This window comes from Devosia sp. CAU 1758 (assembly GCF_054482695.1).
The window spans coordinates 1,013,860-1,039,133 of sequence record NZ_JBTLRJ010000001.1 but is presented as its reverse complement, the minus strand read 5'-3'; the positions used below and the strand labels follow the sequence as shown (position 1 = coordinate 1,039,133).

At 62.2% G+C, this 25,274-nt stretch carries 30 protein-coding genes and 1 pseudogene; 15 read left to right on the top strand and 16 right to left on the bottom strand.

The annotated features are described in order from the left end of the window. Positions 1-42: 42 nt before the first annotated feature. From ACXYMS_RS05155 to ACXYMS_RS05145, 3 genes are read right to left on the bottom strand one after another with little or no spacing between them, the layout of a single operon-like run. Positions 43-1,491, bottom strand: coding sequence for a hypothetical protein (locus ACXYMS_RS05155; protein WP_458904246.1), 1,449 nt, complete (start codon positions 1,489-1,491; stop codon positions 43-45). Further along, positions 1,492-2,181 carry a class I SAM-dependent methyltransferase gene (locus ACXYMS_RS05150; RefSeq protein WP_458904244.1) on the bottom strand — a complete coding sequence of 230 codons (690 nt, stop codon included), beginning with the start codon at positions 2,179-2,181 and terminating at the stop codon, positions 1,492-1,494. Further along, complete coding sequence (locus ACXYMS_RS05145) at positions 2,178-3,155, bottom strand: glycosyltransferase family 2 protein (RefSeq protein ID WP_458904243.1); 978 nt, start codon at positions 3,153-3,155, stop codon at positions 2,178-2,180. Before ACXYMS_RS05145 ends, ACXYMS_RS05150 begins: the two co-directional genes overlap by 4 nt. A 207-nt stretch (positions 3,156-3,362) precedes the next feature. Here ACXYMS_RS05145 and ACXYMS_RS05140 point away from each other — a divergent pair, with 207 nt between their 5' ends. Further along, positions 3,363-4,433: an acyltransferase family protein gene (locus ACXYMS_RS05140; protein WP_458904241.1), complete on the top strand. Its 1,071-nt coding sequence runs from the start codon at positions 3,363-3,365 to the stop codon at positions 4,431-4,433. A gap of 54 nt (positions 4,434-4,487) precedes the next feature. On the opposite strand, the gene ACXYMS_RS05135 is transcribed toward ACXYMS_RS05140, so the two are convergent. After that, entirely contained in the window at positions 4,488-4,643 is a 156-nt protein-coding gene (locus ACXYMS_RS05135; RefSeq protein WP_458904239.1) for a hypothetical protein, read from the bottom strand. Positions 4,644-4,818: 175 nt separating this feature from the next. On the opposite strand from ACXYMS_RS05135, the gene purQ reads away from it, so the two are divergent. The 11 genes from purQ (at position 4,819) to ACXYMS_RS05080 (ending at position 14,187) form a co-directional block, all read left to right on the top strand. After that, positions 4,819-5,487, top strand: coding sequence for a phosphoribosylformylglycinamidine synthase subunit PurQ (gene purQ / locus ACXYMS_RS05130; RefSeq protein ID WP_458904237.1), 669 nt, complete (start codon positions 4,819-4,821; stop codon positions 5,485-5,487). A 10-nt stretch (positions 5,488-5,497) separates the two neighbouring features. After that, positions 5,498-6,130, top strand: a complete 633-nt coding sequence (locus tag ACXYMS_RS05125; protein ID WP_458904236.1) for a Pr6Pr family membrane protein — start codon at positions 5,498-5,500, stop codon at positions 6,128-6,130. Positions 6,131-6,157: 27 nt separating this feature from the next. Beyond that, the gene (purL, locus tag ACXYMS_RS05120; protein WP_458904235.1) at positions 6,158-8,383 is read left to right on the top strand and encodes a phosphoribosylformylglycinamidine synthase subunit PurL; all 2,226 of its coding nucleotides are present in this window, start codon (positions 6,158-6,160) and stop codon (positions 8,381-8,383) included. Between the two features lie 88 nt (positions 8,384-8,471). Next, positions 8,472-9,068, top strand: coding sequence for a hypothetical protein (locus tag ACXYMS_RS05115; RefSeq protein WP_458904233.1), 597 nt, complete (start codon positions 8,472-8,474; stop codon positions 9,066-9,068). A 91-nt stretch (positions 9,069-9,159) separates the two neighbouring features. Continuing rightward, positions 9,160-9,393 (top strand): BolA family protein, encoded by a 234-nt coding sequence (locus ACXYMS_RS05110; RefSeq protein WP_458904231.1) that lies wholly within the window; start codon positions 9,160-9,162, stop codon positions 9,391-9,393. A 2-nt stretch (positions 9,394-9,395) separates the two neighbouring features. Continuing rightward, positions 9,396-9,716, top strand: coding sequence for a DUF6665 family protein (locus tag ACXYMS_RS05105; RefSeq protein WP_458904229.1), 321 nt, complete (start codon positions 9,396-9,398; stop codon positions 9,714-9,716). After that, a complete protein-coding gene (locus ACXYMS_RS05100; RefSeq protein WP_458904227.1) occupies positions 9,713-10,342 on the top strand; it encodes an HAD family hydrolase in 630 nt (209 codons plus the stop codon). The genes ACXYMS_RS05105 and ACXYMS_RS05100 overlap by 4 nt, the downstream gene beginning before the upstream one ends. Before the next feature lie 40 nt (positions 10,343-10,382). Further along, positions 10,383-10,925, top strand: a complete 543-nt coding sequence (locus tag ACXYMS_RS05095) for a hypothetical protein (RefSeq protein WP_458904226.1) — start codon at positions 10,383-10,385, stop codon at positions 10,923-10,925. Positions 10,926-11,029: 104 nt separating this feature from the next. Further along, positions 11,030-11,365, top strand: coding sequence for a Grx4 family monothiol glutaredoxin (gene grxD, locus ACXYMS_RS05090; protein ID WP_458904224.1), 336 nt, complete (start codon positions 11,030-11,032; stop codon positions 11,363-11,365). 240 nt (positions 11,366-11,605) lie between these two features. After that, the gene (locus tag ACXYMS_RS05085) at positions 11,606-12,823 is read left to right on the top strand and encodes an MFS transporter (protein WP_458904222.1); all 1,218 of its coding nucleotides are present in this window, start codon (positions 11,606-11,608) and stop codon (positions 12,821-12,823) included. 107 nt (positions 12,824-12,930) lie between these two features. Further along, complete coding sequence (locus ACXYMS_RS05080) at positions 12,931-14,187, top strand: multidrug effflux MFS transporter (protein ID WP_458904220.1); 1,257 nt, start codon at positions 12,931-12,933, stop codon at positions 14,185-14,187. A 3-nt stretch (positions 14,188-14,190) separates the two neighbouring features. Here the strand turns inward: ACXYMS_RS05080 and ACXYMS_RS05075 are convergent. The 6 genes and pseudogenes from ACXYMS_RS05075 to ttcA form a co-directional block, all read right to left on the bottom strand. Beyond that, a pseudogene (locus ACXYMS_RS05075) lies at positions 14,191-14,817 on the bottom strand (ATP-dependent Clp protease proteolytic subunit). A 44-nt stretch (positions 14,818-14,861) separates the two neighbouring features. Continuing rightward, a complete protein-coding gene (locus ACXYMS_RS05070; RefSeq protein WP_458904219.1) occupies positions 14,862-15,209 on the bottom strand; it encodes an SRPBCC domain-containing protein in 348 nt (115 codons plus the stop codon). Further along, positions 15,206-15,520: an ArsR/SmtB family transcription factor gene (locus tag ACXYMS_RS05065; RefSeq protein ID WP_458904218.1), complete on the bottom strand. Its 315-nt coding sequence runs from the start codon at positions 15,518-15,520 to the stop codon at positions 15,206-15,208. The genes ACXYMS_RS05070 and ACXYMS_RS05065 overlap by 4 nt, the downstream gene beginning before the upstream one ends. A gap of 42 nt (positions 15,521-15,562) precedes the next feature. Beyond that, on the bottom strand, positions 15,563-15,853 hold the full coding sequence (locus ACXYMS_RS05060; RefSeq protein ID WP_458904217.1) for a DUF4287 domain-containing protein: 291 nt from the start codon (positions 15,851-15,853) through the stop codon (positions 15,563-15,565). Between the two features lie 60 nt (positions 15,854-15,913). Continuing rightward, on the bottom strand, positions 15,914-16,726 hold the full coding sequence (locus tag ACXYMS_RS05055; protein WP_458904215.1) for an inositol monophosphatase family protein: 813 nt from the start codon (positions 16,724-16,726) through the stop codon (positions 15,914-15,916). 4 nt (positions 16,727-16,730) lie between these two features. Continuing rightward, complete coding sequence (ttcA, locus tag ACXYMS_RS05050) at positions 16,731-17,600, bottom strand: tRNA 2-thiocytidine(32) synthetase TtcA (protein ID WP_458904214.1); 870 nt, start codon at positions 17,598-17,600, stop codon at positions 16,731-16,733. A 167-nt stretch (positions 17,601-17,767) separates the two neighbouring features. Between ttcA and sbmA the strand changes: the two genes are divergently transcribed. Next, a complete protein-coding gene (gene sbmA / locus ACXYMS_RS05045; protein WP_458904212.1) occupies positions 17,768-19,063 on the top strand; it encodes a peptide antibiotic transporter SbmA in 1,296 nt (431 codons plus the stop codon). A gap of 109 nt (positions 19,064-19,172) precedes the next feature. Here the strand turns inward: sbmA and rpsD are convergent, their stop codons facing one another. From rpsD to ACXYMS_RS05015, 6 genes are all read right to left on the bottom strand, one after another. Then, complete coding sequence (gene rpsD / locus ACXYMS_RS05040; protein ID WP_458904210.1) at positions 19,173-19,790, bottom strand: 30S ribosomal protein S4; 618 nt, start codon at positions 19,788-19,790, stop codon at positions 19,173-19,175. A gap of 201 nt (positions 19,791-19,991) precedes the next feature. Beyond that, complete coding sequence (locus tag ACXYMS_RS05035) at positions 19,992-20,909, bottom strand: DMT family transporter (protein WP_458904209.1); 918 nt, start codon at positions 20,907-20,909, stop codon at positions 19,992-19,994. A gap of 20 nt (positions 20,910-20,929) precedes the next feature. Further along, positions 20,930-22,168, bottom strand: coding sequence for an MFS transporter (locus ACXYMS_RS05030; RefSeq protein ID WP_458904208.1), 1,239 nt, complete (start codon positions 22,166-22,168; stop codon positions 20,930-20,932). 54 nt (positions 22,169-22,222) lie between these two features. Further along, on the bottom strand, positions 22,223-23,029 hold the full coding sequence (locus ACXYMS_RS05025; RefSeq protein WP_458904207.1) for an RNA methyltransferase: 807 nt from the start codon (positions 23,027-23,029) through the stop codon (positions 22,223-22,225). A 59-nt stretch (positions 23,030-23,088) separates the two neighbouring features. Continuing rightward, on the bottom strand, positions 23,089-23,685 hold the full coding sequence (locus ACXYMS_RS05020; RefSeq protein ID WP_458904205.1) for a GNAT family N-acetyltransferase: 597 nt from the start codon (positions 23,683-23,685) through the stop codon (positions 23,089-23,091). A gap of 117 nt (positions 23,686-23,802) precedes the next feature. Further along, positions 23,803-24,381 (bottom strand): GNAT family N-acetyltransferase, encoded by a 579-nt coding sequence (locus ACXYMS_RS05015; protein ID WP_458904203.1) that lies wholly within the window; start codon positions 24,379-24,381, stop codon positions 23,803-23,805. On the opposite strand from ACXYMS_RS05015, the gene ACXYMS_RS05010 reads away from it, so the two are divergent. After that, a complete protein-coding gene (locus ACXYMS_RS05010) occupies positions 24,370-24,918 on the top strand; it encodes a GFA family protein (RefSeq protein WP_458904201.1) in 549 nt (182 codons plus the stop codon). The genes ACXYMS_RS05015 and ACXYMS_RS05010 overlap by 12 nt on opposite strands. Next, positions 24,915-25,250 carry a TfoX/Sxy family protein gene (locus ACXYMS_RS05005; RefSeq protein ID WP_458904199.1) on the top strand — a complete coding sequence of 112 codons (336 nt, stop codon included), beginning with the start codon at positions 24,915-24,917 and terminating at the stop codon, positions 25,248-25,250. Before ACXYMS_RS05010 ends, ACXYMS_RS05005 begins: the two co-directional genes overlap by 4 nt. Positions 25,251-25,274 lie beyond the last annotated feature (24 nt).

Genomic DNA, 25,274 nt, shown 5'->3' with positions numbered 1-25,274 from the left:
AACTAACGATTCGCCCCGACGGCCCCCGCTCGAAGAGGGCTGCTAAAGACGACGCCAGACCTCTAACGGCGTCGCCTCTGGACCCAGCGTCACCATCAGTTCATAGCCATCGAGCAGGACTGCAAGGTCTGCGTCCTGTCGCGCCCAGCTGATCCAGTCAAACCTGTCTGCGCCGGCAAGGATGATGTCTGGCGGATTGGCCGACAGGTCGGCCCCCAATCTGGCACGCTCCCACGCCTCCAGCGCACGCATCTGCGCTTGCACACCGGCATCGTCCGTCGCGATGGAGCGCCGCGTGGCCCCGAGGGTGATCCACAAACAGGGCCCCGCATTGACCAGCGTGGCGTCGAGCTGGCGATGCAGCGGACTGGCGACACTGAGATGAGCCGTTAAATTGGCAATGGCGAGGCCCGGTCCCAAAGGCCGAAGCGCCGCCATTACCTCGATGCGCACCGGATCCCCACGCAGTCCCATAAGGCCCGGGAAAGACAGCACCACCACTGCCAGAACCAGTAGCACCTGTCTTCGCGCCCCCTGCCCGTTGCGTTCGATGAAGCACTGGGCGAGCACCATGGCCGCGAGCGCATTGCCGGGCAGCAGGTGATAGACAAAACCCTTGCCCTGGATGATGTAGACCAGAAAAAATCCAATCGACGCCACAAGCAATGGCGCCTTTGGCGGCGACATCACCTCGCGGCGATAGAGCAGCAGGAGCCCCGCCAGCATCAGCCAGAATGGAAGCGTTGGCAGACCGAAAACCAGAAGTGCAGGGGGCCAGCGGTCTCCGACATAGGCGGCCGACGCAACAGGCAGCATTTCGGTGAAAAAACTGGAGAACCAGACCAACACCACAAGCCCATAGGCAATGAGAACCAGCCCCGCGACCACATGGGCCGGGTTGAACATCGGACGCCAGGACCGCGTCCATGCGGCGCCATAAAGCGCAACGAGAAGGATCGGCAGGGCGAAATGCGGCTTGATGGTCATGACAAGGCCGGCTGCGAGGCCGGCCAGCAGTTCGGCGCGGATGCCGGGCAGTCCGCCCTGTTGCCTGACCGCTCCGACAGCAAGCAGGGGCAGCATGAGAATGAGCGCGACATGCTCGCGCTCGCCAAAGTTCACCCCCGGAAACACGATCATCACCATCACGCCGATGATCCACCAGAGACCCGGATCACCCAGGAGATCACCGCGGCGCAGAATTTTCGACGCACCGCGCAGGCAGACAAGTGTCAGCAGCAGGATAGCGCCGACCACCAGTGGCTCGGGCGGCAGGCCAAGCCAGCGCCCCAGCACCACCATGGGCAGGTAAAGCAGCGCCGACATCGGCGGATTGAGCTCGTGGATATCGGTATAGAGCTGCTGCCCGTCCAGCATGCGCTCGCCAACCGTCAGCAGCCAGGAGACGTCCGGATTTAGGCCGCTGCTGACCTGCGCCCAGAATGTGAACAGAGTGGCAAAGAGGGTAACGAGAGACGCGGCGAGGCGCATTCAGGCCGTCCCGATAGCGGCGTATTGAGCCCCCAGGGGAAGCCACTTGAAGGCCTGCTCGAACCGGCGCGCAGCCGGAGCAGCTGTGGGCAGGAAGAGGAAATTCTGCGTCTGGGGGCGGGCGAAGCCGGCCTCGAGCAACAATCTGCGGCTCTTGCCCGAAGACAGCAGCACCGCATCGACGTCGAATGGACACCGGGCTACGGCCAGGCGCGTCAGCGGATTGAACGGGTTGTGCTCGATGATCACGGCAACGCCGCCCGGGCGCAGGACGCGGCGCATCTCAGCAAGGAACGACACCCATTGGGCCGGCGGCACGTGGTGCATGACACACGCGGTGAGCACAATATCGAAACCTGCATCGGCGTAAGGCAGCCCGCTTTCAGCGCTGACGGCATAATCGGCAAAGGGATTGTCGCGCCGGGCCCGCGCCACCGATTTTTCCGAAACGTCGCATCCGCTAATCGAGGCAAACTGGCCCTTCAGATGAGGGTGGAGGCGCCCCACCCCGCAACCGACATCGAGCAGGTTGAGATTCTGCCGATCCGGGAAATGGCTGGCAGCGATACGGCCAAGCAGGTCGGCCTTGGCCGCCATGAAGAAATCATGACCGAGCCCGGAGAACTCGATGGAGCGCTCGACGAGTTCTTCGTACTGGCTTTCGATACGATCGAATTCGGTGTCACTCATCGCGCAACCCGCTTGCCAATGGCAGGCCGGACGGCCGCCACGTTCTCGAAGCCCACCTTGCGCGACACCACATAGAGCGGGCGCCGTTTCACCTCGTTGTGGATGCGGCCGATATAGAGCCCCACAATGCCGGTCAGCAGCATGTTCACGCCCGATAGCAGGGAGATGACGGCGACTGTCGAGGCCCATCCATCCACCAGCCCGTCAGACCAGAGCAGCGCGCGCGCCACGGCGTAGCCGCCATAAGCAAGGGCAGCGATGGAGACCAGCGCCCCGATCCAGATGACAAAGCGCAACGGCGCATCGGAGAAGCTGATGATGGCATTGGCTGCCAGGCCAATCATCTTGCGCAAATGGTACTTGCTGACACCGGCAGCGCGTGCATCACGCTCATAGGGCACCGCCGTCTGGTTAAATCCGATCCAGGCGAACATGCCGCGCACATAGCGATTGGTTTCCGGCAATTGCAGGAAAGCATCCACCGCAGCCCGATCGACAAGGCGGAAATCGCCGACATCGCGGGGAATTTCAATGGCCGCCAGGCGGGTCATCATGCGGTAGAACAGATGCGCGCTAGCGCGCTTGAACGGGGATTCGACTGCTCGTGAGACCCGCTGCGCATAGACCACCTCATAGCCTTCACGCCATTTGGCGATCATCTGCCGCACCACTTCCGGCGGGTCCTGGAGATCGGCATCCATGATGATGACGGCTCGGCCGCAGGACGCTTCCAGCCCGGCGGTAATGGCGATCTGGTGGCCGAAATTGCGCGCCAGCCGCAAATAACGGTAGCGAGCGTGTTCACGCGCAAGATTGGCCAGAAACAACGAGCCGGAATCCCGGCTGCCGTCGTCCACGAAAATGACTTCCACACTGCCGTCAATCGACGCAATCAACTGATCCAGCCGCCGCAGCAGCAGGGGAATAACCGCCTCCTCATTGTAGACGGGGATGACAATACTGAAATCGGTCATGTTGAAAGCGTCCGCAAACCTGACCGCTACATTCGCCACCAGAGCTTAAGCCGCGCTTAATTCCGCGCTTCGATTGGACGATTGCGCCCCTGCCGAATCCCGGCGGCACCGGGCTTGGACACTTCCTTAAGGCTGAGAGCAGACTTTGGTGGGGTCGGTAAGGACTTGCCCCTATGCTGCTCGCGTGAATTGTGGAGGCGATAGCGCATGGATAGCAACAGAACCCGCCTGGACTGGGTGGATATGGCCAAGGGCCTGTCGATCTTTCTCGTCGTCACCATGTACTGCGCCGCCAGCGTTGGCGAGGACACCGGCCAGACCGGCTTCCTGCACTGGACCATCGCCTTCGCCATGCCCTTCCGCATGCCGGAATTCTTCCTGCTTTCGGGACTGTTCCTGAGCCAGGTGATCGACCGTCCCTGGAAGACTTTTGCCGACCGGCGCGTGGTCCATTATGCCTATTTCTACGCGCTTTGGGCGGTCATCCACATCATCTTCAAGGAAGGGCTGATCGCCCGCGATCCCGCTGGAGCGGTGACCTCGCTCGCCTGGGCGGTGATCGAGCCCTATGGGGTCCTGTGGTTCATCTACATGCTCGCGGTGTTCGGCCTGGTGAGCAAGCTCCTCCACGACATCAAGGCACCAATTTGGGGCGTGCTGGCGGTGGCGGCGGTGCTGCAAATGGCCAGCATCCATACCGGCAGCTATGTCGTGGACCAGTTTGCCGAGTACTTTGTCTATTTCTACGCGGGCGCCATTTTCGCGCCGCAACTTTTCCGGCTGGCGGACTGGACAGCGAGCCATGTCCTGACGGCGCTCGGCGTTCTGGCGATCTGGGTATTGGCCAATGCAGTAATGGTGTTCTCGCCCGGCTTCCGCATGGACCCGGTGCATATCGAGATGGGCTGGGGCGCCCTGCCCGGCCTGCACCTGCTTTTGGCGTTGGCCGGTTCGGCGGCAATCTGCATGGTGGCGGCCCTGCTGGCCCGTGTAGCCTTCATGAGTTGGCTGCGCTGGCTGGGCTCGAAGTCACTGGTGATCTATGTCGCCTTCGTGCTGCCCATGGGCATTGCCCGGACGATCCTGCTCGGACTGGGCATCGACGAGGTCAACCTGGTGAGCCTGCTCACCATGGTCGTCACCATCACCGCGCCCCTGATGCTGTGGTTGATCGTGCAGAAACTCAGCTTTGGCAAGTTCCTGTTCGAACGTCCCGGCTGGGCCCATCTCCCCGGAACCGCCAGGCAACCGGCAGGCGCCGCCGCGCCGGCTGAATAGAAGAAAGGGCCGGTCCTGCGACCGGCCCGTTTTCTTTTCCAGGTAATGCCGAACTCAGTCCGGCGTACGGAAAATCGCCGGTACGATGGGCCGGATGCGCCGCGGCGGCACTGGAGTGGACTGCCGCTTCATGTCAGAGGCCAGATGGGGCCTGCCGTCGGCCCCGCGGATGGTCATAGGCTTGCCGCTGGGTGGGGTTTGCGCCTGCATCGAAATTCTCCCTGATAGAACACAGGAAGCCAACGGCCAAACATGTGACAGGGTTCCCAAATTGTGCCGTATTCCTTGGGCATTTCGCCCCGTCCGGCGCGCAGGCCCCTTGCCTTTTTGAGCAAGAGCCACCACAAGGGCCTCGCACATCCCTGACAGAGATAAGGATTGACCGATGAAGGCTGCTGTCATCGTGTTTCCGGGCCTCAACCGTGACCGTGACATGATCGCGGCGCTGACCAAGATCGGCGGCGTGACGCCATCCGTGGTCTGGCATCAGGATGCCGATATTCCCGACGCCGATCTCATCGTCATTCCCGGTGGCTTTTCCTATGGCGACTATCTGCGCTGCGGCGCCATCGCGGCCCGCTCGCCCATCATGGACAAGGTCCGCGAGCGCGCCGCAAGGGGCGTGAAAGTGCTCGGCGTGTGCAACGGCTTCCAGATTCTGATCGAAGCCGGCCTGCTACCCGGCGCCCTTATGCGCAATACCTCGCTCAAATTTGTCTGCCGCGAGGTCAAGCTCGAGGTGGTCAATGCCGACACCGATTTCACCCGCGGCTATGCCAGGGGCCAGATCATCCGCTGCCCGGTGGCCCATCACGATGGCAATTACTTCGCCGACGCCGAGACGCTCAAGCGCATCGAAGGCGAAGGCCGCGTGGCCTTCCGCTACGCCGAGGGCACCAATCCCAATGGCTCGATCCACGACATTGCCGGCATTTTCAACGAAGGCAAGAACGTGCTCGGCCTGATGCCGCACCCGGAAAACCTGATCGAATCCGCCCATGGCGGGGACGATGGGCGCGCCCTGTTCGCTGCCGCGCTCAAGCAGGTGGCGTGAGGGCGGCGAGATGCTGAACCGCGCATTGACATGGGCCGGACTGCTGCTCGGCGTCATTGCGCTGGGCCTGCAGTTCTCGATCTCCATCCCGGCCTATCTGGCCAATGGCATGACCCTGGTCGAAGCGCTGGTGCAGTTCTTCAGCTTCTTCACCATCCTCACCAATATCACCATCGCGCTGATCTACCTCTCGGCGCTGGTCGGCTGGACCTGGCTGGGCTGGTTCCGCGCGGCCGTGACCCGCGCCATGATGGCCGGCGTCATGGCCCTGGTGATGATCTTCTATCATGTGCTGCTGCGGCCCATCTGGCAGCCCGAGGGGCTGTTCCTGGTCTGCGATTACCTGCTGCACTATGCGGCGCCGATCCTTTACCTGCTCTGGTGGAGCGTGACGCAGAAGCACGGCACGCTGGACTATGCCGCCCTGCCCGCCATGCTGGTGCCGCCGCTGGTCTACCTGGCCTATGTCATGGTGCGTGGCGCGCTGACCAATGCCTATCCCTATCCCAACCTCAATGCCTTCGAACTGGGCTATGGGCAGGTGGCCATCAATATCGTGCTGGTCGCCCTTGGGCTGTCCATCCTCTATCTCATCACCATCGGCATCGACCGGGCGCTGGCGCGCCGGCCTGCCGCTTCCTGAGTTCTCCTCCCCGGGACCCTATCTCTGATGACCCTTCGCAACGACATCGCCATCACTCCCGAGCTGGTCGCCAGCCATGGCCTGAAGCCGGATGAATACCAGAAGATCCTCGACCTGATCGGGCGGGAGCCGAGCTATACCGAGTTGGGCATATTCTCGGCCATGTGGAATGAGCATTGTTCATACAAGAGCTCCAAGAAGTGGCTGCGCACCTTGCCCACCAAGGGTCCGCGCGTCATCCAGGGACCGGGCGAGAACGCCGGCGTCGTCGACATCGGCGATGGTCAGGCGGTCGTCTTCAAGATGGAATCCCATAACCACCCGAGCTATATCGAGCCCTACCAGGGCGCCGCGACCGGCGTGGGCGGCATCCTCCGCGACGTCTTCACCATGGGCGCGCGCCCCGTGGCGGTGATGAACGCGCTGCGCTTTGGCGCTCCCGACCACGAAAAAACCCGGCATCTGGTCAATGGCGTCGTCGCCGGCGTCGGCGGCTATGGCAATTCATTCGGCGTGCCGACGGTGGGCGGAGAGGTCGAATTCGACGCGCGCTACAATGGCAATAACCTGGTCAATGCCTTTGCGGCGGGCCTGGCCGACACAGACAAGATTTTCTACTCCGAGGCCAAGGGCGTCGGCCTGCCCGTGGTCTATCTCGGCGCCAAGACCGGCCGCGACGGCGTCGGCGGCGCAACCATGGCCTCGGCCGAATTCGGCGACGATATCGAGGAAAAGCGTCCCACCGTACAGGTCGGCGACCCTTTCACCGAAAAGCGCCTGCTCGAAGCCTGCCTTGAGTTGATGGCAACCGGCGCCGTCATCGCCATTCAGGACATGGGCGCGGCGGGCCTGACCTGCTCGGCCGTCGAAATGGGCGCCAAGGGCGATCTCGGCATCGAGCTCGACCTCGACAAGGTGCCAGTCCGCGAAGAGCGCATGACCGCCTACGAGATGATGTTGAGCGAAAGCCAGGAGCGCATGCTCATGGTGCTCCACCCGGAAAAGGAACCCGAAGCCCGAAAAGTGTTCGAGAAGTGGGAACTGGACTTCGCCACTGTCGGCAAGACCACTGACGACCTGCGCTTCCGCGTCTTCTGGCAGGGCGATGAAGTCGCCAATCTGCCAATCAAGGACCTCGGCGACGCGGCTCCGGAATATGACCGTCCCTGGACCGAACCCAAGGCGCCCGCCGCGCTGGCCGGCTCCGACATACCGCAGATGGACGTGGCCGAAGCGCTGCTGGCGCTGGTCGGCGGGCATCAATGCTCCTCGCGACGCTGGGTCTATGAGCAATATGACACTCTGATCCAGGGTAATTCCATGCAGCGCCCTGGCGGCGATGCCGGCGTGATCCGCGTCGATGGGCATGAGACCAAAGGCCTCGCCTTCTCCTCTGACGTCAATCCGCGCTATTGCGAGGCTAACCCCTATGAGGGCGGCAAGCAGGCCGTGGCCGAATGCTGGCGTAACCTGACGGCTACCGGTGCCGAGCCGCTGGCCGCCACCGACAATCTCAACTTCGGCAATCCCGAGCGCCCCGAAATCATGGGCCAGTTCGTCAAGGCCGTCGAGGGCATTGGCGAAGCCTGCCGGGTGCTGGAATTCCCCATCGTTTCGGGCAATGTCAGCCTCTACAACGAAACCAATGGCCGCGGCATCCTCCCGACGCCGACCATTGGCGGCGTTGGCCTGCTGCCGGACTGGACGCAGAGCGTCGGCATCGGCTTCACCGCAGAGAACCAGCCCATCCTGCTGATTGGTGGTCCGGCTGAGCGCGGCACGCATCTCGGCCAGTCGATCTATCTGCGCGACCTGTTCGACCGCCGCGATGGCGACGCCCCGCATGTCGATCTCGCCGCCGAAAAGAAGACCGGTGATTTCGTGCGCAAGCTGATCCGCTCGGGCGTGGCTACAGCCTGCCATGACCTCAGCGATGGCGGGCTTGGCGTGGCGCTGGCCGAAATGGCCATGGCCGGCGGCATCGGCGCGACCGTGACCGATGTGGAGGGTAATGACCCGATCCTCACCTTCTTCGGCGAAGACCAGGGGCGCTACCTGGTGACCATAAATCTCGATCCACAGGGCCCCGAAATCGCGGCCCTCTGGAAAGAGGCGGAAGCGCTGGGCATTTTTGCCCCCTGGATCGGCACCACCGGCGGCAACGCGCTGACCCTTGGCGCCGCCCGGCCGGTGCCCGTGGCCACACTGACCGCCGCCCATGAAAGCTGGTTCCCCAGCTATATGAACGGCTAGGCTGGCAATTCACCGGTGCTGCCATATGATCGCCGTTCTTTGGGGCGCTTTGCTGCCTCGATGTATGGCGTTCTCACAGGAGTTGAAGATGAAGCACACAGCGGTCGCGGCACTCGCCGTCCTGGGCCTTGTCTTGTCTCCGACGCTGGCCGCGGCGCAAAATGTCAACGTCGTCCGCTCCATCCTGCCGACCCTGCCCTATACGCTGATCTATCCCGAGCCGATGACGGCGAGCGGTGGTGGCGAGGCTCCCATCACCATCAATCACCCCGAAGCGCCGCTTCAATGTGAAATGAGCGTGGTGCCAGTGGAAGATACCACCTGGACCGCCGAGGAGGCCCTGAACGCGCTGGACGATGGCGAAGTTGCTGCGTCATGGTCCGAGATCATGCCCGGCTTTGCCCTGACCAGCAAAGGCCTGACGGACTATCAAGATGCCACAGCCCTGATCTATGACGGCACCAGCCCTGAATCGGCCATGGGCGTGCCGTTGACCGTGGTGCATACCGAAACGGTCTCCAATGGCCGCGGCTATGTGCTCGATTGCCTGTTTGCCACCGATCAGGCAGAGCAGGCTCGCCCAGTGGTCGACTTCATCATCGCCAATTTCGCCACGGCTTCGGATGCCGACTGCTGCATTGGCGCTACAATTGCGCCTGAGCCTGAGGCCGTCCCCGCCCAATAGGGCCGGTTGAAGACGCCTCTGCCGCATGCCATATCAGGCGCATGGCCCGGACCCTGCCGGCGCCATCAGTTTTGACAGCGGGAGAGAACACATGGCCATGGACGCAAGCGAGATCGAGCGCCGCATCAAGGCTGCCCTGCCCGATGCCCAGATCGAGATCCGCGACCTTGCCGGCGACGGCGACCACTACGCCGCAACGGTGATTTCCGAAGCCTTCCGCGGCAAGTCCCGGGTGCAGCAGCACCAATTAGTGTATGCCGCGCTGCAGGGCGACATGGGTGGCGCGCTGCATGCCCTGGCCCTCCAGACCAACGTTCCGGACTAACCATGTCGGGCCTGCGCGACTCGCTTGACCTGATCCGCACGGTGCGGCCCGAAGCCGGCACCACAGCGCCTGATCACGAAATCCTGGCCGAACGCGCCAGTTCGCTGAGCGCAGCGGAACGCCGGGTTATCAAGGCCGTCGCAGGGCTGGAAAGCGGCGAGGATCGCCAGACCTGGCTGGGAGAAGCGCGAGAAGCCGTCTGGGCCTATTTTGTGCAGCGCGAACTGATCGGCTTTCGAAGGCACGCCGAAGTCATCCGCGACCTCCGTATCCCCACCGAAGTCCTGAATGGGTTGGGTGCAATGCCGGCCAAAGTCAAATGACCCGCGCCGTGGTCTTCGATGTCGATGGTGTGCTGGTGCATGGCTATCACGCCCGCCCCGAGCGGCAGCGGCGCTGGGATGAGAACCTGCTCATCGATCTGGGCGTCGATCCCGACCGCTTTCGTGAAGAGTTCATCTTCGACATCTTCATCAAGAAGGTGGTCATCGGTGAAATGCCGCTGATCGAGGCGCTGGACAAGCGCTTGCCCGGCCTGGGCTACAGTGGCTCGCCCATGGCCTTCGCGCAGTATTGGCTGGCCAATGACAGCAAGGTGAATGCTGAACTGCTGGAGGCCATCCGGCGGCTCAAGACGCATGCGGATGTCCGCCTGTTCATCGCCACCAACCAGGATCACATGCGCGCGCAATGGCTCTGGCAGACACTTGGCTTCGGCGATATATTCGAGGACATCTTCTATTCAGCCCGGATCGGTATGACCAAGGCGCATAAGGGCTTCTTCGCCTTTGCCGACCACCGTATGGGGCGCATTGAAGGGCCACCACTATTCTTTGACGATACGCAAAAGGTGATCAATGTGGCCCGATCGGCCGGCTGGGAGGCGGTGCTGTTTGATACAAACGCCCAGTTCTTCGAACATCACTGGATCGCCAGCCGCCTCGCCTGACGCCTGATACCAGCCTTTCACCAACCGTCCGGAGTTCCCTATGTACCGCCTTCCCCTGATTGCGGCATCCCTGCTGGCCCTGAGCGCCGGCCTGGCCATGGCCCAAGACGCCCAGTGCTTCCAGAATGAAGACTATCTGGTCATTGCCCAGGAAAGACTGGACGATGTAGGCACGGACATCCTGGTCCGGCAGCCCACAATGGGGAAGATCGACTGCACCTACACGGAAAAGGACGGAGATTTCGTCGTCAATTTAAAGGATGAGCCGCTCTGGTACGAGGGCCTCCTTGGACAATATTTGGTGCTGACGCGCTCGACCGGCCCAGACGGAGATATTGTCATCCTTGACCTGGCCGCCCGGCAGGTGGTGGTGGACGAAGGCGTAGGCGACGAGGTCTCCCTCTCCGATGCCAGTGTCACCTACTGGCAGCGCTTCGAACAGGGCGATATCGACAACTGTCCGAAGTATCACGAATATACCAGCAACGGGCTCGGCGCCGTGATCACCCGCGAGCAGGTTTTTGACGTCGCGACAGGTGTGGCAACAGCCACAGGCATGGAACAGTGCTCCGCCACGCAGTAAGTATCGCTATCTCCGGACGCTACCCTCGACAGCACGCCGGAGCTATCCTATTTAAGGGCGAATTCAGCCGGCCCTTGAAACCGGACTTTTGAAAGGCTCCGCCCATGACCGACATCAATGCCTTCATCGACGACAAGGTGAAAAACAACGACGTCTTTCTGTTCATGAAAGGCTCCCCGGACTTCCCCCAGTGCGGCTTTTCCGGCCAGGTCGTCCAGATCCTGAACTATCTCGGCGTCGATTATTCCAGCGCCAACGTTCTCGAAAGCGACGAGCTGCGCGACGGCATCAAGGCCTACACCAACTGGCCGACAATTCCCCAGCTCTATGTGAAGGGCGAATTTGTTGGCGGTGCCGATATCGTGCGGGAAATGTTCCAGTCCGGCGAATTGCAGACGCAATTCCAACAGGCCGGCGTGGAGGTCAAGCAGAGCGCCTGATCCCGTTCGAAGTGAATCAGATTTTGAAGGCCCTGCCCTAACCGGCGGGGCCTTTTGGTTTTTTCGGCGCTGCGGCCTGACAGGCACCTTCCACTTCAGCTCCTACCACCGGGCGTTTTGGGCCGCACAAGCAGGAGCTCGCCCTTATCACAAACTCTGATCACCCCCATCAGCTATTATCGCTTTGCGTGATGAAACGGCGGGCGTAGATTGCGCGGACCTCACGCTGAGACTCCCACCATGACCGTTACCGCCGCCCGCCCTGCAGTTCCCCTGCCGCTCGTCATCATCGCCGGCTGCATCATAGCAGCCATCGGCTTTGGTACCCGTGGCTCGTTCGGTCTGTTCACCCTGCCGGTGACCGAGGACCTGGGCCTGTCGCGCGAGCAATGGGGCATGGCCATGGCCATCCAGAACCTGGTCTGGGGCATCGCCCAGCCCTTTGCCGGCGGTATGGCCGACCGTTACGGGTCGGCGCGGGTCCTGGCGGTGGGCGGCGTCATTTATGCGATCGGCGTGCTCGGCATGGCCTTTTCGCCCGATACGCTGACCATGACGCTCACCGCCGGGCTTGTGACCGGCGTCGGCATTGCCATTGCCTCCTTCGGCGTGGTGATGGCGGCCTTTGGGCGCGTGGTGCCGGCCGAGAAGCGCAGCTTCGTCTTCGGCATTGCCACGGCCGCGTCGTCGGCCGGTCAGTTCATCTTTGCCCCGCTTGGCCAGGGCTTCATCTCCGCCTTCGGCTGGCAGATGGCGCTGGTCTATATCGCCGTGCTGCTGCTGCTGATCATTCCGCTTTCGGCCGCCCTGCGCGGTCGGGCCGAGTCGGTGCCCGGCCAGGCTGACCTGCCCTTCATGCAGGCGCTGTCACGCGCCTGGGGCTTTGGCTCCTACCGGCTGCTCGTGATCGGCTTCTTCGTCTGCGGCTTCCACCTGGCCTTCATCAATGTCCACATGCCGGCCTATCTGGTGCAGTGCGGATTGTCGCCGGAAGTGGGCAGCTGGACCATTGCCGTCATCGGGCTGTTCAACATTGTCGGCTCGCTGATGTCCGGCTGGCTTGGCTCGCGCCTGCCCAAGCAGATGCTGCTCGCCCTGATCTACTTTCTCCGGGCCATCGCCATCGCCGCCTTCCTGATGTTCCCGGTCAGCGAGTTGACGGCCTACACCTTCGCCGCAGCCATGGGCCTGCTCTGGCTCTCCACGGTGCCGCTGACGGCGGGCCTGGTCGCCATGTTCTTCGGGCCGCGCTATATGGGCATGCTTTATGGCATGGCGTTCCTGAGCCATCAGATCGGTTCGTTTGTTGGCGTCTGGCTGGGCGGCTTCGTCTATGACCTCACCGGCGCCTATGACCTGGTCTGGTATCTGGGCATCCTGCTCGGCCTGGCCTCCGCGGCCATCCATATTCCCATCAATGAGCGCGTCGACAGCAATTTTGCGCTCAAGCCGGCATAGCCGATCCATCGGCTTTTGCCGATTGATCGCTTGCCAAATTTATTCAGGAGGTTCATGGTCCGGCCATTCCTTTGGCCGGTCTCCCTCGGCTTTGACGAGTTTCAATCATGTCAGATCACTTTACGCGGGTTCTCTCGCGCCCTGAATTCATTGCCCTGATGGCTGCGCTCATGGCGCTCAATGCCCTGGCCATCGACGTCATGCTGCCGGCCCTGCCCTATATGGGCGAAGCACTTGGCGTCAGCCACGAGAACGAACGGCAATTCGTCATCACCTCCTATATGATCGGCATGGGCGTGGCCCAGCTTGCCTTCGGCCCGCTCACCGACCGCTTTGGGCGCCGCGCGCCTCTGCTGGTGGGCATCGGCGTCTACATCGTTGCGGTGATCTTTGCCGCCTTTGCACCCAGCTTCGCCATGCTGCTGGTACTGCGGTTCATTCAGGGCATGGGCGCCGCCAGCGTGCGCGTCATCACCACCGCGGTGGTGCGCGACCGGTATTCGGGCCGCGAAATGGCCGAAGTGATGTCGCTGGTGTTCATGGTGTTCATGGCCATTCCGGTGATTGCCCCCAGCATCGGCCAGGTGCTGCTGCTGACGGGACCGTGGCAGACTATCTTCATCTTCATGGGCGGGCTGGCACTGGTCTTCTGGGCCTGGACCTTTCTCCGCCTCCCCGAGACGCTGCCGCTCGACAAGCGGCGCCCGCTGAGCCTGCGTGGGGTGACCGATGGCTTCCGCATCGTCTTCACCAACCGGGTTGCCATCTCCTATGGCCTGGCCGGCACCTTCCTCTTCGGCGCGCTGTTCGGCTTCATCAGCTCGTCCCAGCAGATCTATGTCGATATCTATGGCCTGGGCGTTTATTTTCCGGTGGCCTTCGCGGCCATGGCCGGGCTGATGGCGGTGTCGTCCTTCACCAATTCCAAGGTCGTGCGCCGGGTCGGCATGCGGCGCCTGTCGCATGGCGCCATGCTGACCTTCACCATCGGCTCCGGCGTATGGCTGGCCTTTGCCATGTCCGGCTTCCTGCCGCTCTGGCTGTTCTTTGGCCTGCTCTGCATCATCATGTTCTCGTTCGGCTGGTCCGCCTCAAACATGAACTCGCTCTCGATGGAGCCGCTTGGCGCTGTCGCCGGCACGGCCGCTTCGGTCTTCGGCTTCATCCAGACCGTGGGCGGCGCGCTGATCGGCGGCTATATCGGCCAGCTCTTCGACGGGACCACAATTCCCGCCGCCACGGGCTATTTCACCATGGGCATCTTGTCACTGGTGTTTATCCTGATCGCCGAAAACGGCCGCCTGTTCGGCGTCGGCGAGCAATATGCCGACGCCAAGGGTGAGCCGATGATGGACGCCCACTGAACCCTAAGTCAGGTCCGGTCCCGGCAATTCGAGCTGGGACCGGTCCGAATAGACGTGATCGATCAGTCTCCAGGCGCGCGCTTCTTCCGGCGCCATGTAGCGGTCCCTCTCCAGCGCCGTCCCGACTTCTTCGTAAGTCCGACCGCAGTGTTTTGCGTAAATTTCGTTGGTCAGCCGCTTGAGCCTCATGCTCTCCTCGGCATGGATCAGGATATCCGTCACCTTGCCCTGATAGCCGCCTGAGGGTTAGTGCAGCATGATAGAGGTGCTCGGCAGCGAGGCACGATGCCCCGCCTCGCCCGCCGCCAGCAACAACGTCGCCGCCGAGGCCGCCATGCCCATGCAGAGCGTGCCGACCGGCGCCCGGATGAACTGCATCGTGTCGTAGATGGCCAGGGCCGCCGTCACCACGCCGCCCGGCGAGTTGATATAGAAGTAGATCGGCTTTTTCGGGTTCTCGGCCTCGAGAAACAGCAATTGCGCATTGATCAGCGAGGCCATGTTGTCCTCGATCTGGCCGTTGACGAAGATGATCCGCTCGCGCAGCAGCCGCGAATAGATGTCGAAGGCGCGTTCGCCGCGGCTGGAATTCTCCACGACCATGGGGACGAGTTGCATCATGTCGCGCATGGGCGACCTCCTTGATTTTGCGATGTGGGCGAAGGGGTGAGCGGTCAGGCGGCCAGCATGAGAACCGGCCCGGCCCTCTCATTGGTATTGGCAGCCACGGGAACGACGACCGGGGCATGGGTCAGGCGGAACCAGGTGCCGCCATTGGCCTCTGGCGTCAATTCGAAGGTGACGAGGCTTTCTTCCGGGTCGACAGCCACGCCCTGCCCCGGCTCCCGCCAGCGAAATGTGAGGCTCTTGTTCTCGTCCGAGGCAATGACGTCAATCTCCGCATCCACCGGTTTTTTCAACCAGCGCTCGCGATATTCAGGGATGGTCAGCGCCCGCCACACCTTTTCCGGCGGTGCATCGAGCATCGTCTCAAAGACCAGAATGTCTGCGCCATCGCTCATTGATCCATCCCCCTCAGCAGGTCCTTGAGATTGTCGATCTGGCTGGGCCAGAAGGCCCGATAGCGTGCCAGCCAGCCATGGAGCGGCGCGAAACCCTCCGGATCGACGCGGTAATGGGCATAGCGCCCCGCGCGCCGTTCGCTGATGAGCCCCGCGCCCCGCAGCACCGCCAGATGCTGGCTCATCGCCGGCTGGGTGATGGCAAAGCCCTCCCTCAGGTCGGTGGCCGTCATCTCCTCGGCCGCAAGGCGTTCGAGAATGGCCCTTCGAGTCGGGTCGGACAGGACTTTGAAAATATCGGCTTCGCTCATACTTTACACATAAGCACAGACTTATGAGTCGTGGCAAGCGCCTCAGATTAGCTTGTTCGCGGCCCCATCCAGCCAGAGCATATTGCTCTCGTCGCGATGCACGCCGTCCGTGCCAACATGCTTCATGTCGATCTCTGGCCCCTTGCGGATGACATGCACCAGCGCCATGCCATGGCCACGGCCCAGGTCATACTCGACCTTGAGCCACTCCAGAATCTGACCAGCCTTCACCTTTGGGTCGTCAAATCCCCTGGCCTTGGCCTGGTCGACAATTTCGCGCGGCGTCTTGCCGGTCTTGATCTCAACCGCGTCGAGATAGGCTTGAAAGGACATGGTGGTGCTCTCCTGTGTTCACTGGCACCATGACGAAGCAGCGCGCCGGTTTTCGACGGCCTAGACGGTAAAGACCTCGCGGCGCAGCACATTCCAGCTGTCCTGGTCCGATGCCACCAGCAGCCCGCCGCCGAGATCGCCGGGACGATAGGGCGACCCGTCGAACTTGGCGACATGGGCGCCGCATTCGCGCATCAGCAGGGCCCCGCCGACATGGTCCCAGGGCATCAGCTTGTTATACATCATGAAATGCACATGGCCGCCGGCAGCATAGCGATATTCATGCCCAGCGCAGCGATAGCCGGCCAGCATCTTGACCTTGGCGAGGTTCCCCAGGACCGTGCGGCGCTGCTCGAAGGGCAGGAACGACGTCGAGGCAAGACCACCCATTTCGGCCAGCGGCACCGCATCCGCAAATTTCATGCGATTGCGGCGACCATCGGGAAAGACCTGCCAGGTGCCGCAGCCTTTTTCACCCATCAGGAAGTCGTCCCCCATCGGATCATAGATCACCCCGGCCACCGGCTCGCCATTCTGCACCACCGCCGCCATGACCGCGAACAGCGGCAGGCCGCCAGCGAAGTTGGCAGTGCCATCAACGGGATCGACATAGATGACGATTCGATCCTCGAAGCTGGCCTCGAGCAGTTTTGGATTGGCGGACACCGCTTCTTCGCCGATCACTACAATATCGGGGGAATGCGCCCGGATGGCTGCGGTGATGAGGCGCTCGGAACCGGTATCGGCTTCGGTAACGAGGTCGAAGGCGCCGGACTTGGTCTTGATCGTCCCCTCGTCCAGTCGCCGGAAGCGCGGCATGATCTCCTCTTGTGCGGCCTGTTTCAGAATGGCGGCGAGGCGATCGATATTCATGGGCTCAGGCGTCCTTCTTCTGGGTGGATAGTCCCGCGAAATCGAACAGGCGCGGGTCGAGCATGTGGCTGGGATTGATATTGCCCAATGCGCGGATCATCACATCCTTGCGCCCGGGCATAGCGCGTTCCATGTCGCTCAGCATGGCCTTGGTGACATTGCGCTGCAACCCGTCCTGGCTTCCGCACAGATCACAGGGGATGATCGGGAAGGCCATGGCATCGGAGAAGCGCTGCAAATCCTCCTCGGCGCAATAGATCAACGGCCGCAGCACTTCGAGATCACCCTCGTCATTGACCAGCTTGGGCGGCATGGCGGCGAGCTTGCCCCCATGAAACAGGTTCATGAAGAAGGTTTCGAGACTGTCATCGCGATGATGCCCGAGAACCAGCGCCGTACACCCCTCCTCCCGCGCAATGCGGTAGAGATTGCCGCGCCGCAGCCGCGAACAGAGCGAGCAATAGGTGGCGCCCTGTGGCAGCTTGTCGGTGACGATGGAATAGGTGTCCTGGTATTCGATGCGATGCTCGATGCCGAGGCCGGTGAGGAATTCCGGCAGGATATGCTTTGGAAAGTTCGGCTGTCCCTGGTCGAGATTGCAGGCCAGCAACTCGACCGGCAGCAGGCCGCGCCATTTGAGATCGAGCAGCAGCGCGAGGAGGCCATAGCTGTCCTTGCCGCCGGAAAGGGCAATCAGCCACTTCTCGCCCGGCCGCACCATGGCGAACTTTTCCAGCGCCTCCCGCGTGTTGCGGATCAGGCGCTTCCGGAGCTTGTTGAACTCCACCGAGCGCGGCGCATAGGCAAAGATCGGGTGCGCGCCGATGTCGGTGTCTTCGTCCGGCGTGGCGGGGGCGTCCATCACCGCATTCATGGCGAAACTCTCGTTTGAGGTGTTGCGTAGCTGATAGCGTCCAAAGCTTGGGATGGGAAGTCAAACCGGCGGTGCACAACCTTACCAATGCTTAACTTCCGCGCCTTGTTTTAAGCTGTTCGCCACAGTTAGATGACAGCATCTTCACGACACCCTGGAGTCTCCCGGTGTTCCGCTCATTTTTCCCTGATCCGAAAATCTTCTTCTCGTCGGCCGCACTGTGGATCATTGCCGCCATGGCTATATGGTTCACGGCGGGCGATGCCCTGTCGAGCGTCATCGGACTGGGCCAATGGCTAGGCGTTCAACCCACGGAAGCGGTGCCTGACCCGTTCCTGTCCCCCGATAAAATCTGGCTCTACCAATATGTGCTGATGACGGGCTATTCCTTCTGCTTGTTCTGGTATGTCTACAAGCGCCACTACTGGTATTGGTGGTCGGTTGTCGGCACGGTGACCATTCTGGAGGTCACATATTTTACGGTTCAGTGGGATGCCTGGAGCAACGGCTGGAATGGCATTTTCTTCGATCTCTTGCAGCGGGGATCGTCCAATCCCGGCACAGTCACTTTCGACCAGATTGCCGAGCAGACCTATATCTATGCCGCAGTAATGGCGCCTTATATCTTGTTGATCGTCGCCCTTTCATTCTTCACCTCGCACTATGTGTTTCGGTGGCGGCGGGCGATGACCTTTTACTATATGAGCCAATGGCAGCAATTGCGGCACATCGAAGGGGCATCCCAACGCGTGCAGGAAGATACCATGCGCCTCGCACAAATTCTCGAGGGCCTGCTGGTGGCGTTCTTCGATTCCATGATGGTTCTGGTGGTCTTCCTGCCCCTCCTCTATGGCCTTTCCGCAAACATCACCACCATTCCGATCATCGGAAATGTCGATGGCGCGCTGGTTTGGGTGGCGCTGGTATTAGCCGCATTTGGCACCGCTTTGCTGGCAGCTGTGGGCTATAAGCTGCCGGGCCTGCAATTCCACAATCAGCGCGTCGAGGCGGCATTCCGTAAGGAGCTGGTCTATGGCGAGGACGATTCGGAACGTGCCGAGCCCGTTTCGGTTCGGCAGCTCTTTGCCAGCGTGCAGAAAAACTATTTCCGGCTCTATTGGCACTACACCTATTTCAACCTCGCCCGTTTTTCCTACGGCAATGTCGCCAGCATTCTGCCGATGCTGGTCATGGCCCCCTCGCTGGTGGCGGGCGCCATGACCATGGGCACCTATCAGCAGGTCGTTCTGGCCTTCAACCGCGTGTCGGCGTCATTTCAATTCCTGGTCTCGGCCTGGCCGACGATTGTCGAGCTGTTATCGGTGCATAAGCGCCTGCGGGCGTTTGAAAGTCACATGCCGCCGGATGTCCCGCTAGTCGTTGATGCCGACCTACCCGACCACCCCCTGCCGCACGAAGCAGTGGTGGATGTGGGCGTGGCCAGCAAACCGGGTGACCCGTGACTTTGACGAGGCCGCTCGGACGGGCGGCCTCGGAACGGTGAACTGCGTAAAACAAAAGGGCCGCTCCCAAGGAGCGGCCCTTTCCAATTCGATAGCTTCGTCGTCGCGATTAACGCGAGTAGAACTCGACGACCAGGTTCGGTTCCATCTGGACCGGATATGGCACGTCCGTCAGGGTCGGGACGCGGGCATAGGTCGCGGTCATCTTGTTGTGGTCGACTTCCACATAGTCCGGAACGTCACGCTCGGCGAGCTGGACGGCTTCGAGGACCACGGTGAGCTGCTTGGAGCGCTCGCGGATTTCGACCTTGTCGCCGATCTTGACCTGGTAGGACGGGATGTTGACGCGCTTGCCATTGACCAGGATGTGGCCGTGGCTGACGAACTGGCGGGCCGCAAACACGGTCGCCACGAACTTGGCGCGATAGACGATGGCGTCCAGGCGCGACTCGAGCAGGCCGATCAGGTTCTCGCCGGTATCGCCCTTGCGGCGGTTGGCTTCGTCATACAGGCGACGGAAGCCCTTCTCGGTGATCGAGCCGTAATAGCCCTTGAGCTTCTGCTTGGCGCGCAACTGCAGACCGTAGTCCGACAGCTTGCCCTTGCGGCGCTGACCATGCTGGCCGGGGCCATAGGCACGGGCGTTGAGCGGGGACTTGGGACGGCCCCAGATATTTTCGCCAAGACGGCGGTCAATCTTGTACTTAGCTGAATGACGCTTCGACATCGCGTATCCTTTAAATCGCGCTCGACCCCGAAGAGCCTCGGGCTCCTCGGTAACGGCCATGCGCTGGTTGACATGGATCACGCCCTCCTCTGCCCTGACTTGCGCCAGGACCGACAGACTCCCAACAGAGAATCCCGGGTGCGCCTATGGGCCAAAAGGCCGGAATAGGTGCGGGCGTCTTAGAGGGACGAACCCGGCGAGTCAAGCGTGACCGCGCGCGGCCTGCCTTTCGCGATGAAAGACATAGAGCCCGGCCGCAAGGATGATGGCCGTACCCACCCAGGTCCAAACATCAGGGAAATCGCCAAAGGCGACATAGCCCACCAGCGTTGCGCCGACGATTTCGAGATATTGAAACGGCGCCAGAGTGGAGGCCGGTGTCCGCCGGAACGCTTCAGTGAAGAGAAAGAAGGTAAAAGCCGACAACGCCCCCATGAGCGTGAACTGGGCCCAGGGCCCGGACAGGTCAAGGCCCGAGGCCGAGACCAGCTTCAATCTGTCAAAGGTCAGCAAGCCCGCACCGAGCAGGACGACTGCGACTAGGGTGAACCAGAACTGGATCGAGACCGAGCCCATGCGGGTCGAGAGCGCGCGCATGGCGATGGCATTGACGGCAAAGGCCAGCGCGGCCAGGAGCGGCAGCAGGGACGCCCAGCCGAAAATATCCCAGCTCGGCCGGATAACGACCAGCACGCCGCCGAGGCCTACGGCTACTGCCAGATAGCGGCGCCAGCCCGTTTTTTCCTTGAGGAACAATGCCGAGAGCACAGTGAGCACCAGGGGCTCGACAAAGAAGATCGCAATCGCCGTGGCGATTGGCATGGTGACAAACGCGCCGATCAGAGCGCTGAGCGTGATGGCCGAGGTCGCGCCGCCCAGGAGGATCAACCCCAATGGACCTTGCTCCGGCCGGCGCCGCATCACGACCAGCACCAGCCCGAGCACCGCCAGTTGAAAACCGAAACGCCAGAAGGCGATTTCGAACGGATTGAGTTGCGATGTCAGCGATTTGGACAGCGCATCGCCTATGGGCACGATGGTGACAGCCAGGACCATGATCGCCATGCCGCTGCGCGACAGGGCATGGCTATTGGCAGACTGTAGTACCGAATCCGTCATGACCCCGGTTTAGCGCAAACTCAGGCCATGCGCTTGTCGATATGCCGCTGTTCGCGCAATTCGGGAAAGATGCGGCTCCAGATGACGGCCACGGCCATGGCGCCGAACCCGCCAATGACCACGGCAGGCACCGGCCCGATCAGATGCGCCACCGTGCCGGCGCGGAATTCGCCCAATTCGTTGGACGCCCCGATAAAGACCGAGTTGACCGCATTGACCCGGCCACGCACCTCTTCGGGCGTCCAGAGCTGCATGATGGTTTCGCGGATGGTGACGCTGACCATGTCCGCTGCGCCCACCAGCGCCAGCGCCGGGATGGAGAGCCAGACTGTGGTGGAAAAGCCGAGAATGACGGTAAAGGCGCCGAACAGCCCCACGAACAGGAACAATATCTTGCCCGCATGGTCGCGCACCGGAAAGCGCGTCAGCCAGAGCGCCATGACAATGGCGCCAATGCCCGGCGCCGCGCGTAGCAGGCCAAGCTCCACCGGGCCGGCATGCAGGATATCCTTGACATAGACCGGCAGCAGCGCCACCGCCCCTCCCATCAGCACCGCGAACATATCGAGCGAGATGGCGCCCAGCACCACCCTGTTGGAAAAGATATAGCGAAAGCCGCCGAAGATGGTCTCGATACTGGTCGCCTGATGCGACTGGCGCTGCGCCGGCCGCGGAATGAGCAGCACGGTCACCACCGCGCAGAGCAACAGCACCGCGCCGGTGCCGAAGGCAAAGGTCGGCGATATGCCATAAAGCAGCCCGCCCGCGGCCGGGCCGGTGATGGAGGCGAACTGCCATGCCGAGGCATTGACGGTGATGGCGTTGGAGAGCGCCTCGGAGGGCACCAGATTGGGCGCCAGCGACTGGGCCGCCGGCCCCCAGAAGGCCCGGGCCGTGCCCAGAACAATGAGCACGACAAAGATCGGCCAGACCTCATGCGCCTCGGCGTTGACCAGCAGCAGGAAGGCCAGCGCACAGCCCAGCTCCACGCTGAGGCAGATCGCCATGATGCCGCGCCGGTTAAAGCGGTCGGCGGTCAGGCCGGTGACCAGCATCAGCAGCAGCGCCGGCAGGAACAGGCACAGGCCGACAAGGCCCAGAAGAAAGGCATTGCCGGTGACATCGTAGATCTGCCAGGCAATCGACACCGACATGATCTGCACCGCGAAGCTGACCAGCAGCGTCGTCAGCCAGAAAAAGCGGAAACCGATATAGGTGAAGGCGAGCTTGGATGGCTCGGTGGGGGTGGGCGCGCTCATGGTGCACCGCTCATCGCATTTCGGCGATGAACGGTCAAAGGGGAAGTGGAGGCGCTACTCTTCAGCTTTCTCCGCCTTCGTCATCCGATTAGGATTGGGCCGCTCATGCTTGCGGTCGATGGAGGAGATGACGCCACGCAGGGTGCGGATTTCCTGGGCGGTGAAGCGGCCGCGGGTCAACGCAGTACGCAGATTGTTGACCATGCTGGGCTTCTTGTCGGGCGTCGTGAAGAAGCCGCTCTGCTCCAGGACCCCTTCAAGATGCTCGAACAGGCCCACCAGCTCGCTGCGCGGCGCAGCTTCCGCCAGTCCGTCGGAAAAGGGCAGCGCCCTGCCCTCGGCACTGGTGCGGCGCCATTCATAGGACATCAGCAGCACGGCCTGGGCGATGTTGAGCGAGGCAAAGGCGGCCTCAACCGGCAGGGTGACAATGGCATCAGCCATGGCGACTTCTTCATTGAGTAGTCCCCATTTCTCGCGCCCGAACAGCAGTCCTGCCCTGTGTCCGCCCGTGATATGGCCGGCCATGTTGGTGGAAGCCTCCTCGGGCCCCAGCACCTCTTTCTGCATGTCGCGCGAGCGCGCCGTGGTCGCATAGACCAGGGTCAGGTCGCCAATCGCCTCTTCCAGCGTCTCGAAAACGCGGACGCGTTCCAGCACATGGTCCGCGCGCGAGGCGGCGGCGATAGCCTTTTCATTGGGCCAGCCATCACGTGGGCGCACGAGGCGCATGTCCCACAGCCCAAAATTGGCCATGGCGCGCGCCGCCGCCCCGATATTCTCACCCAGTTGCGGTTCGCACAGGATGATCGCCGGCGAGGGCGCAAGGGTGATAGGTTGAGAGCTGTCGGTGCCTGCCATTGCCGCCAATCCGCTGGAAACTGGCGGCGACATAGCTCAATTGCGGCGGCGGGGCAAATTCAGGCGACGCGGTCACGCCGGGGCAGTTCATGTACCTTGGCGCTCGGCCGCCATTCACGGTCGAGAATGGCGAAATGCAATTCCTCGTCCCACTCGCCCTGGAACAGCGCATGCTCGCGATAATGCGCCTCGAGCCGCAGGCCCAGTTTCTGCATCAGCTTGATCGAGTGGTGGCTGCGCCCGTCGCACCGCACCATGAGCCGGTGAATGCGGAAATGATCGAAGGCGAGGTCGATGAGAGCCGTGAGAGCCTCGGTGAGATAACCCTTGCCGCTCTGGGCCGGGTCGATGGCAAAGCGCAACTCGCCCTGCCCGGCCGTCGCGTCCGACCATTTAAGGCTCACCTGCCCGAGCAGGTGATGATCTCCCTTCCGGACCATGGCGAGGGTCAGCGTATTGCCCGGGCGATGCAGTTCAACCTGGCTGCGCATGAGTGCCACGGCCGAGGCAACATCCTCGGGATAGCGGGTGGGCCGCTCGACATAGCGCTGGACGGAAGGAAGCGTGTGATAGCGCCGGACGGCATCGACATCGCTACGCTCGAAGGGCCGCAACAGCAGGTGGTCGGTCTCGATGGGCAGGCGCAATGACGACATGATCCGACTTCCTCCGCTGGCGATCAACAGGCACCAGATCGAGAACGTCGGGTGCAGTCTGAAGTTCCTGTGCGAGAAGGAAATATCTTCCCAATCTGACGCTGCGCTGACAGAGCCTCAAGGCGCGCCGGATTGCCGCAAGGCGCGCCATTCATCGCGCAGCATGGCGTAGTAGAATTCCTCGTCCCAGCCGCCTTTGAACAGGGCGTGTTCGCGAAAATGCGCCTCGCGCCGCATGCCCAGCCGCTCCATCAGCCGCCATGACCGGTCATTGCGTGCATCGCAGCGGGCAAAGACGCGATGCAGGTCCGCCGCCCCGAAGCCCAGGTCGAGCATCCTGTTTGCGGCCTCGCTGGCATAGCCCAACCCCTGATGGGCCGGATGGAAGATCCAGCCCAACTCGCCCTGCCGCGCCTCCACCGACCGCCAGATCAGCGAAACCTCACCCACCAGTGCTGTGCTGTCGAGGGTCTCGACCGCCAGCACCACGCGGTCGCCCTCCTGCTCGAGCCGGGTCTGGGACGTGCGTTGCTGGATAGCTAGGGCACATTCCTCGCGGCTGAGCGGGGTGTCGAACAGGTATCGCGCCACATCCTCCCGCCCGCGATAGGCGAACACCGCATCGACATCACCCCGAGTGAACGGGCGCAACGATAGCCGTTGGGTGGTCAGTGGATAATCTGGATGCAGCGCCATTGTCTCTCCCGGCAAGGCCCCGGCACTCTTGCGCCTGTGGCCGGCGATGGCAAGCTCTTGCAGAGGGGTCCGGCGCGTGCCAGCCTGGCCGCCATGAGTGCCAAACACATGCCCGACCTGGACCTTTCCGGAAGCTGCGATTGCGGCGCGGTGACCCTTGCGATCAAGGGACGGCCGGTTTCGATGTTCCAGTGCTCCTGCCACAATTGCCAAAGAGCCTCGGGCAGCGGTCACTCCTCAATCGTGCTGTTCCCGGCTGATGACCTGGCAGTAAATGGAGCGACGACAAGCTACGCCAGGCCAGCCAATTCCGGCGCGACCTTCACGCGGCACTTCTGCCCCGAATGCGGCACCACACTGTTCGCCTTGTCGTCCCGCGCCCCTGCCCTGCGCCTCGTGCCCGCCGGGCTCTTTGCCGGCCGGAATGATTGGTTCGCGCCCAATCAACTGATCTTTGCCCGCAGCCAGGCGGCTTGGGACCTGATCGACGAACACATTCCCCATCACACCGCCTATCGACCGGAGAGATCGTCATGAGCATGGCATCCGAGGAATTGGCCGAGCGCATCCGGGCCATTCTGCCCCCAGAGGAAAATATCCGCGAACAGAAGATGTTCGGTGCCATTGCTTTCATGCTGGATGGAAACATGCTGGTCGCCCCGACCAAGGAGGGGTCAATGTTGGTCCGGGTCGGCAAGGATGGCATGGAGGCGGCACTAACCCAGCCGGGGGCCATCGCGATGGAGATGGGCGGGCGGGCCATCAGCGGTTTCGTGGAAGTGAGCGGGGACGCCATAGAGGAGGATTTCGTCCTGGGTGAGTGGCTCGACCGCGCCCGCGCCTTCGTCAGAACCCTGCCGAAAAAGTAGCTCCGGCCCAACCGGCAAGCCCCC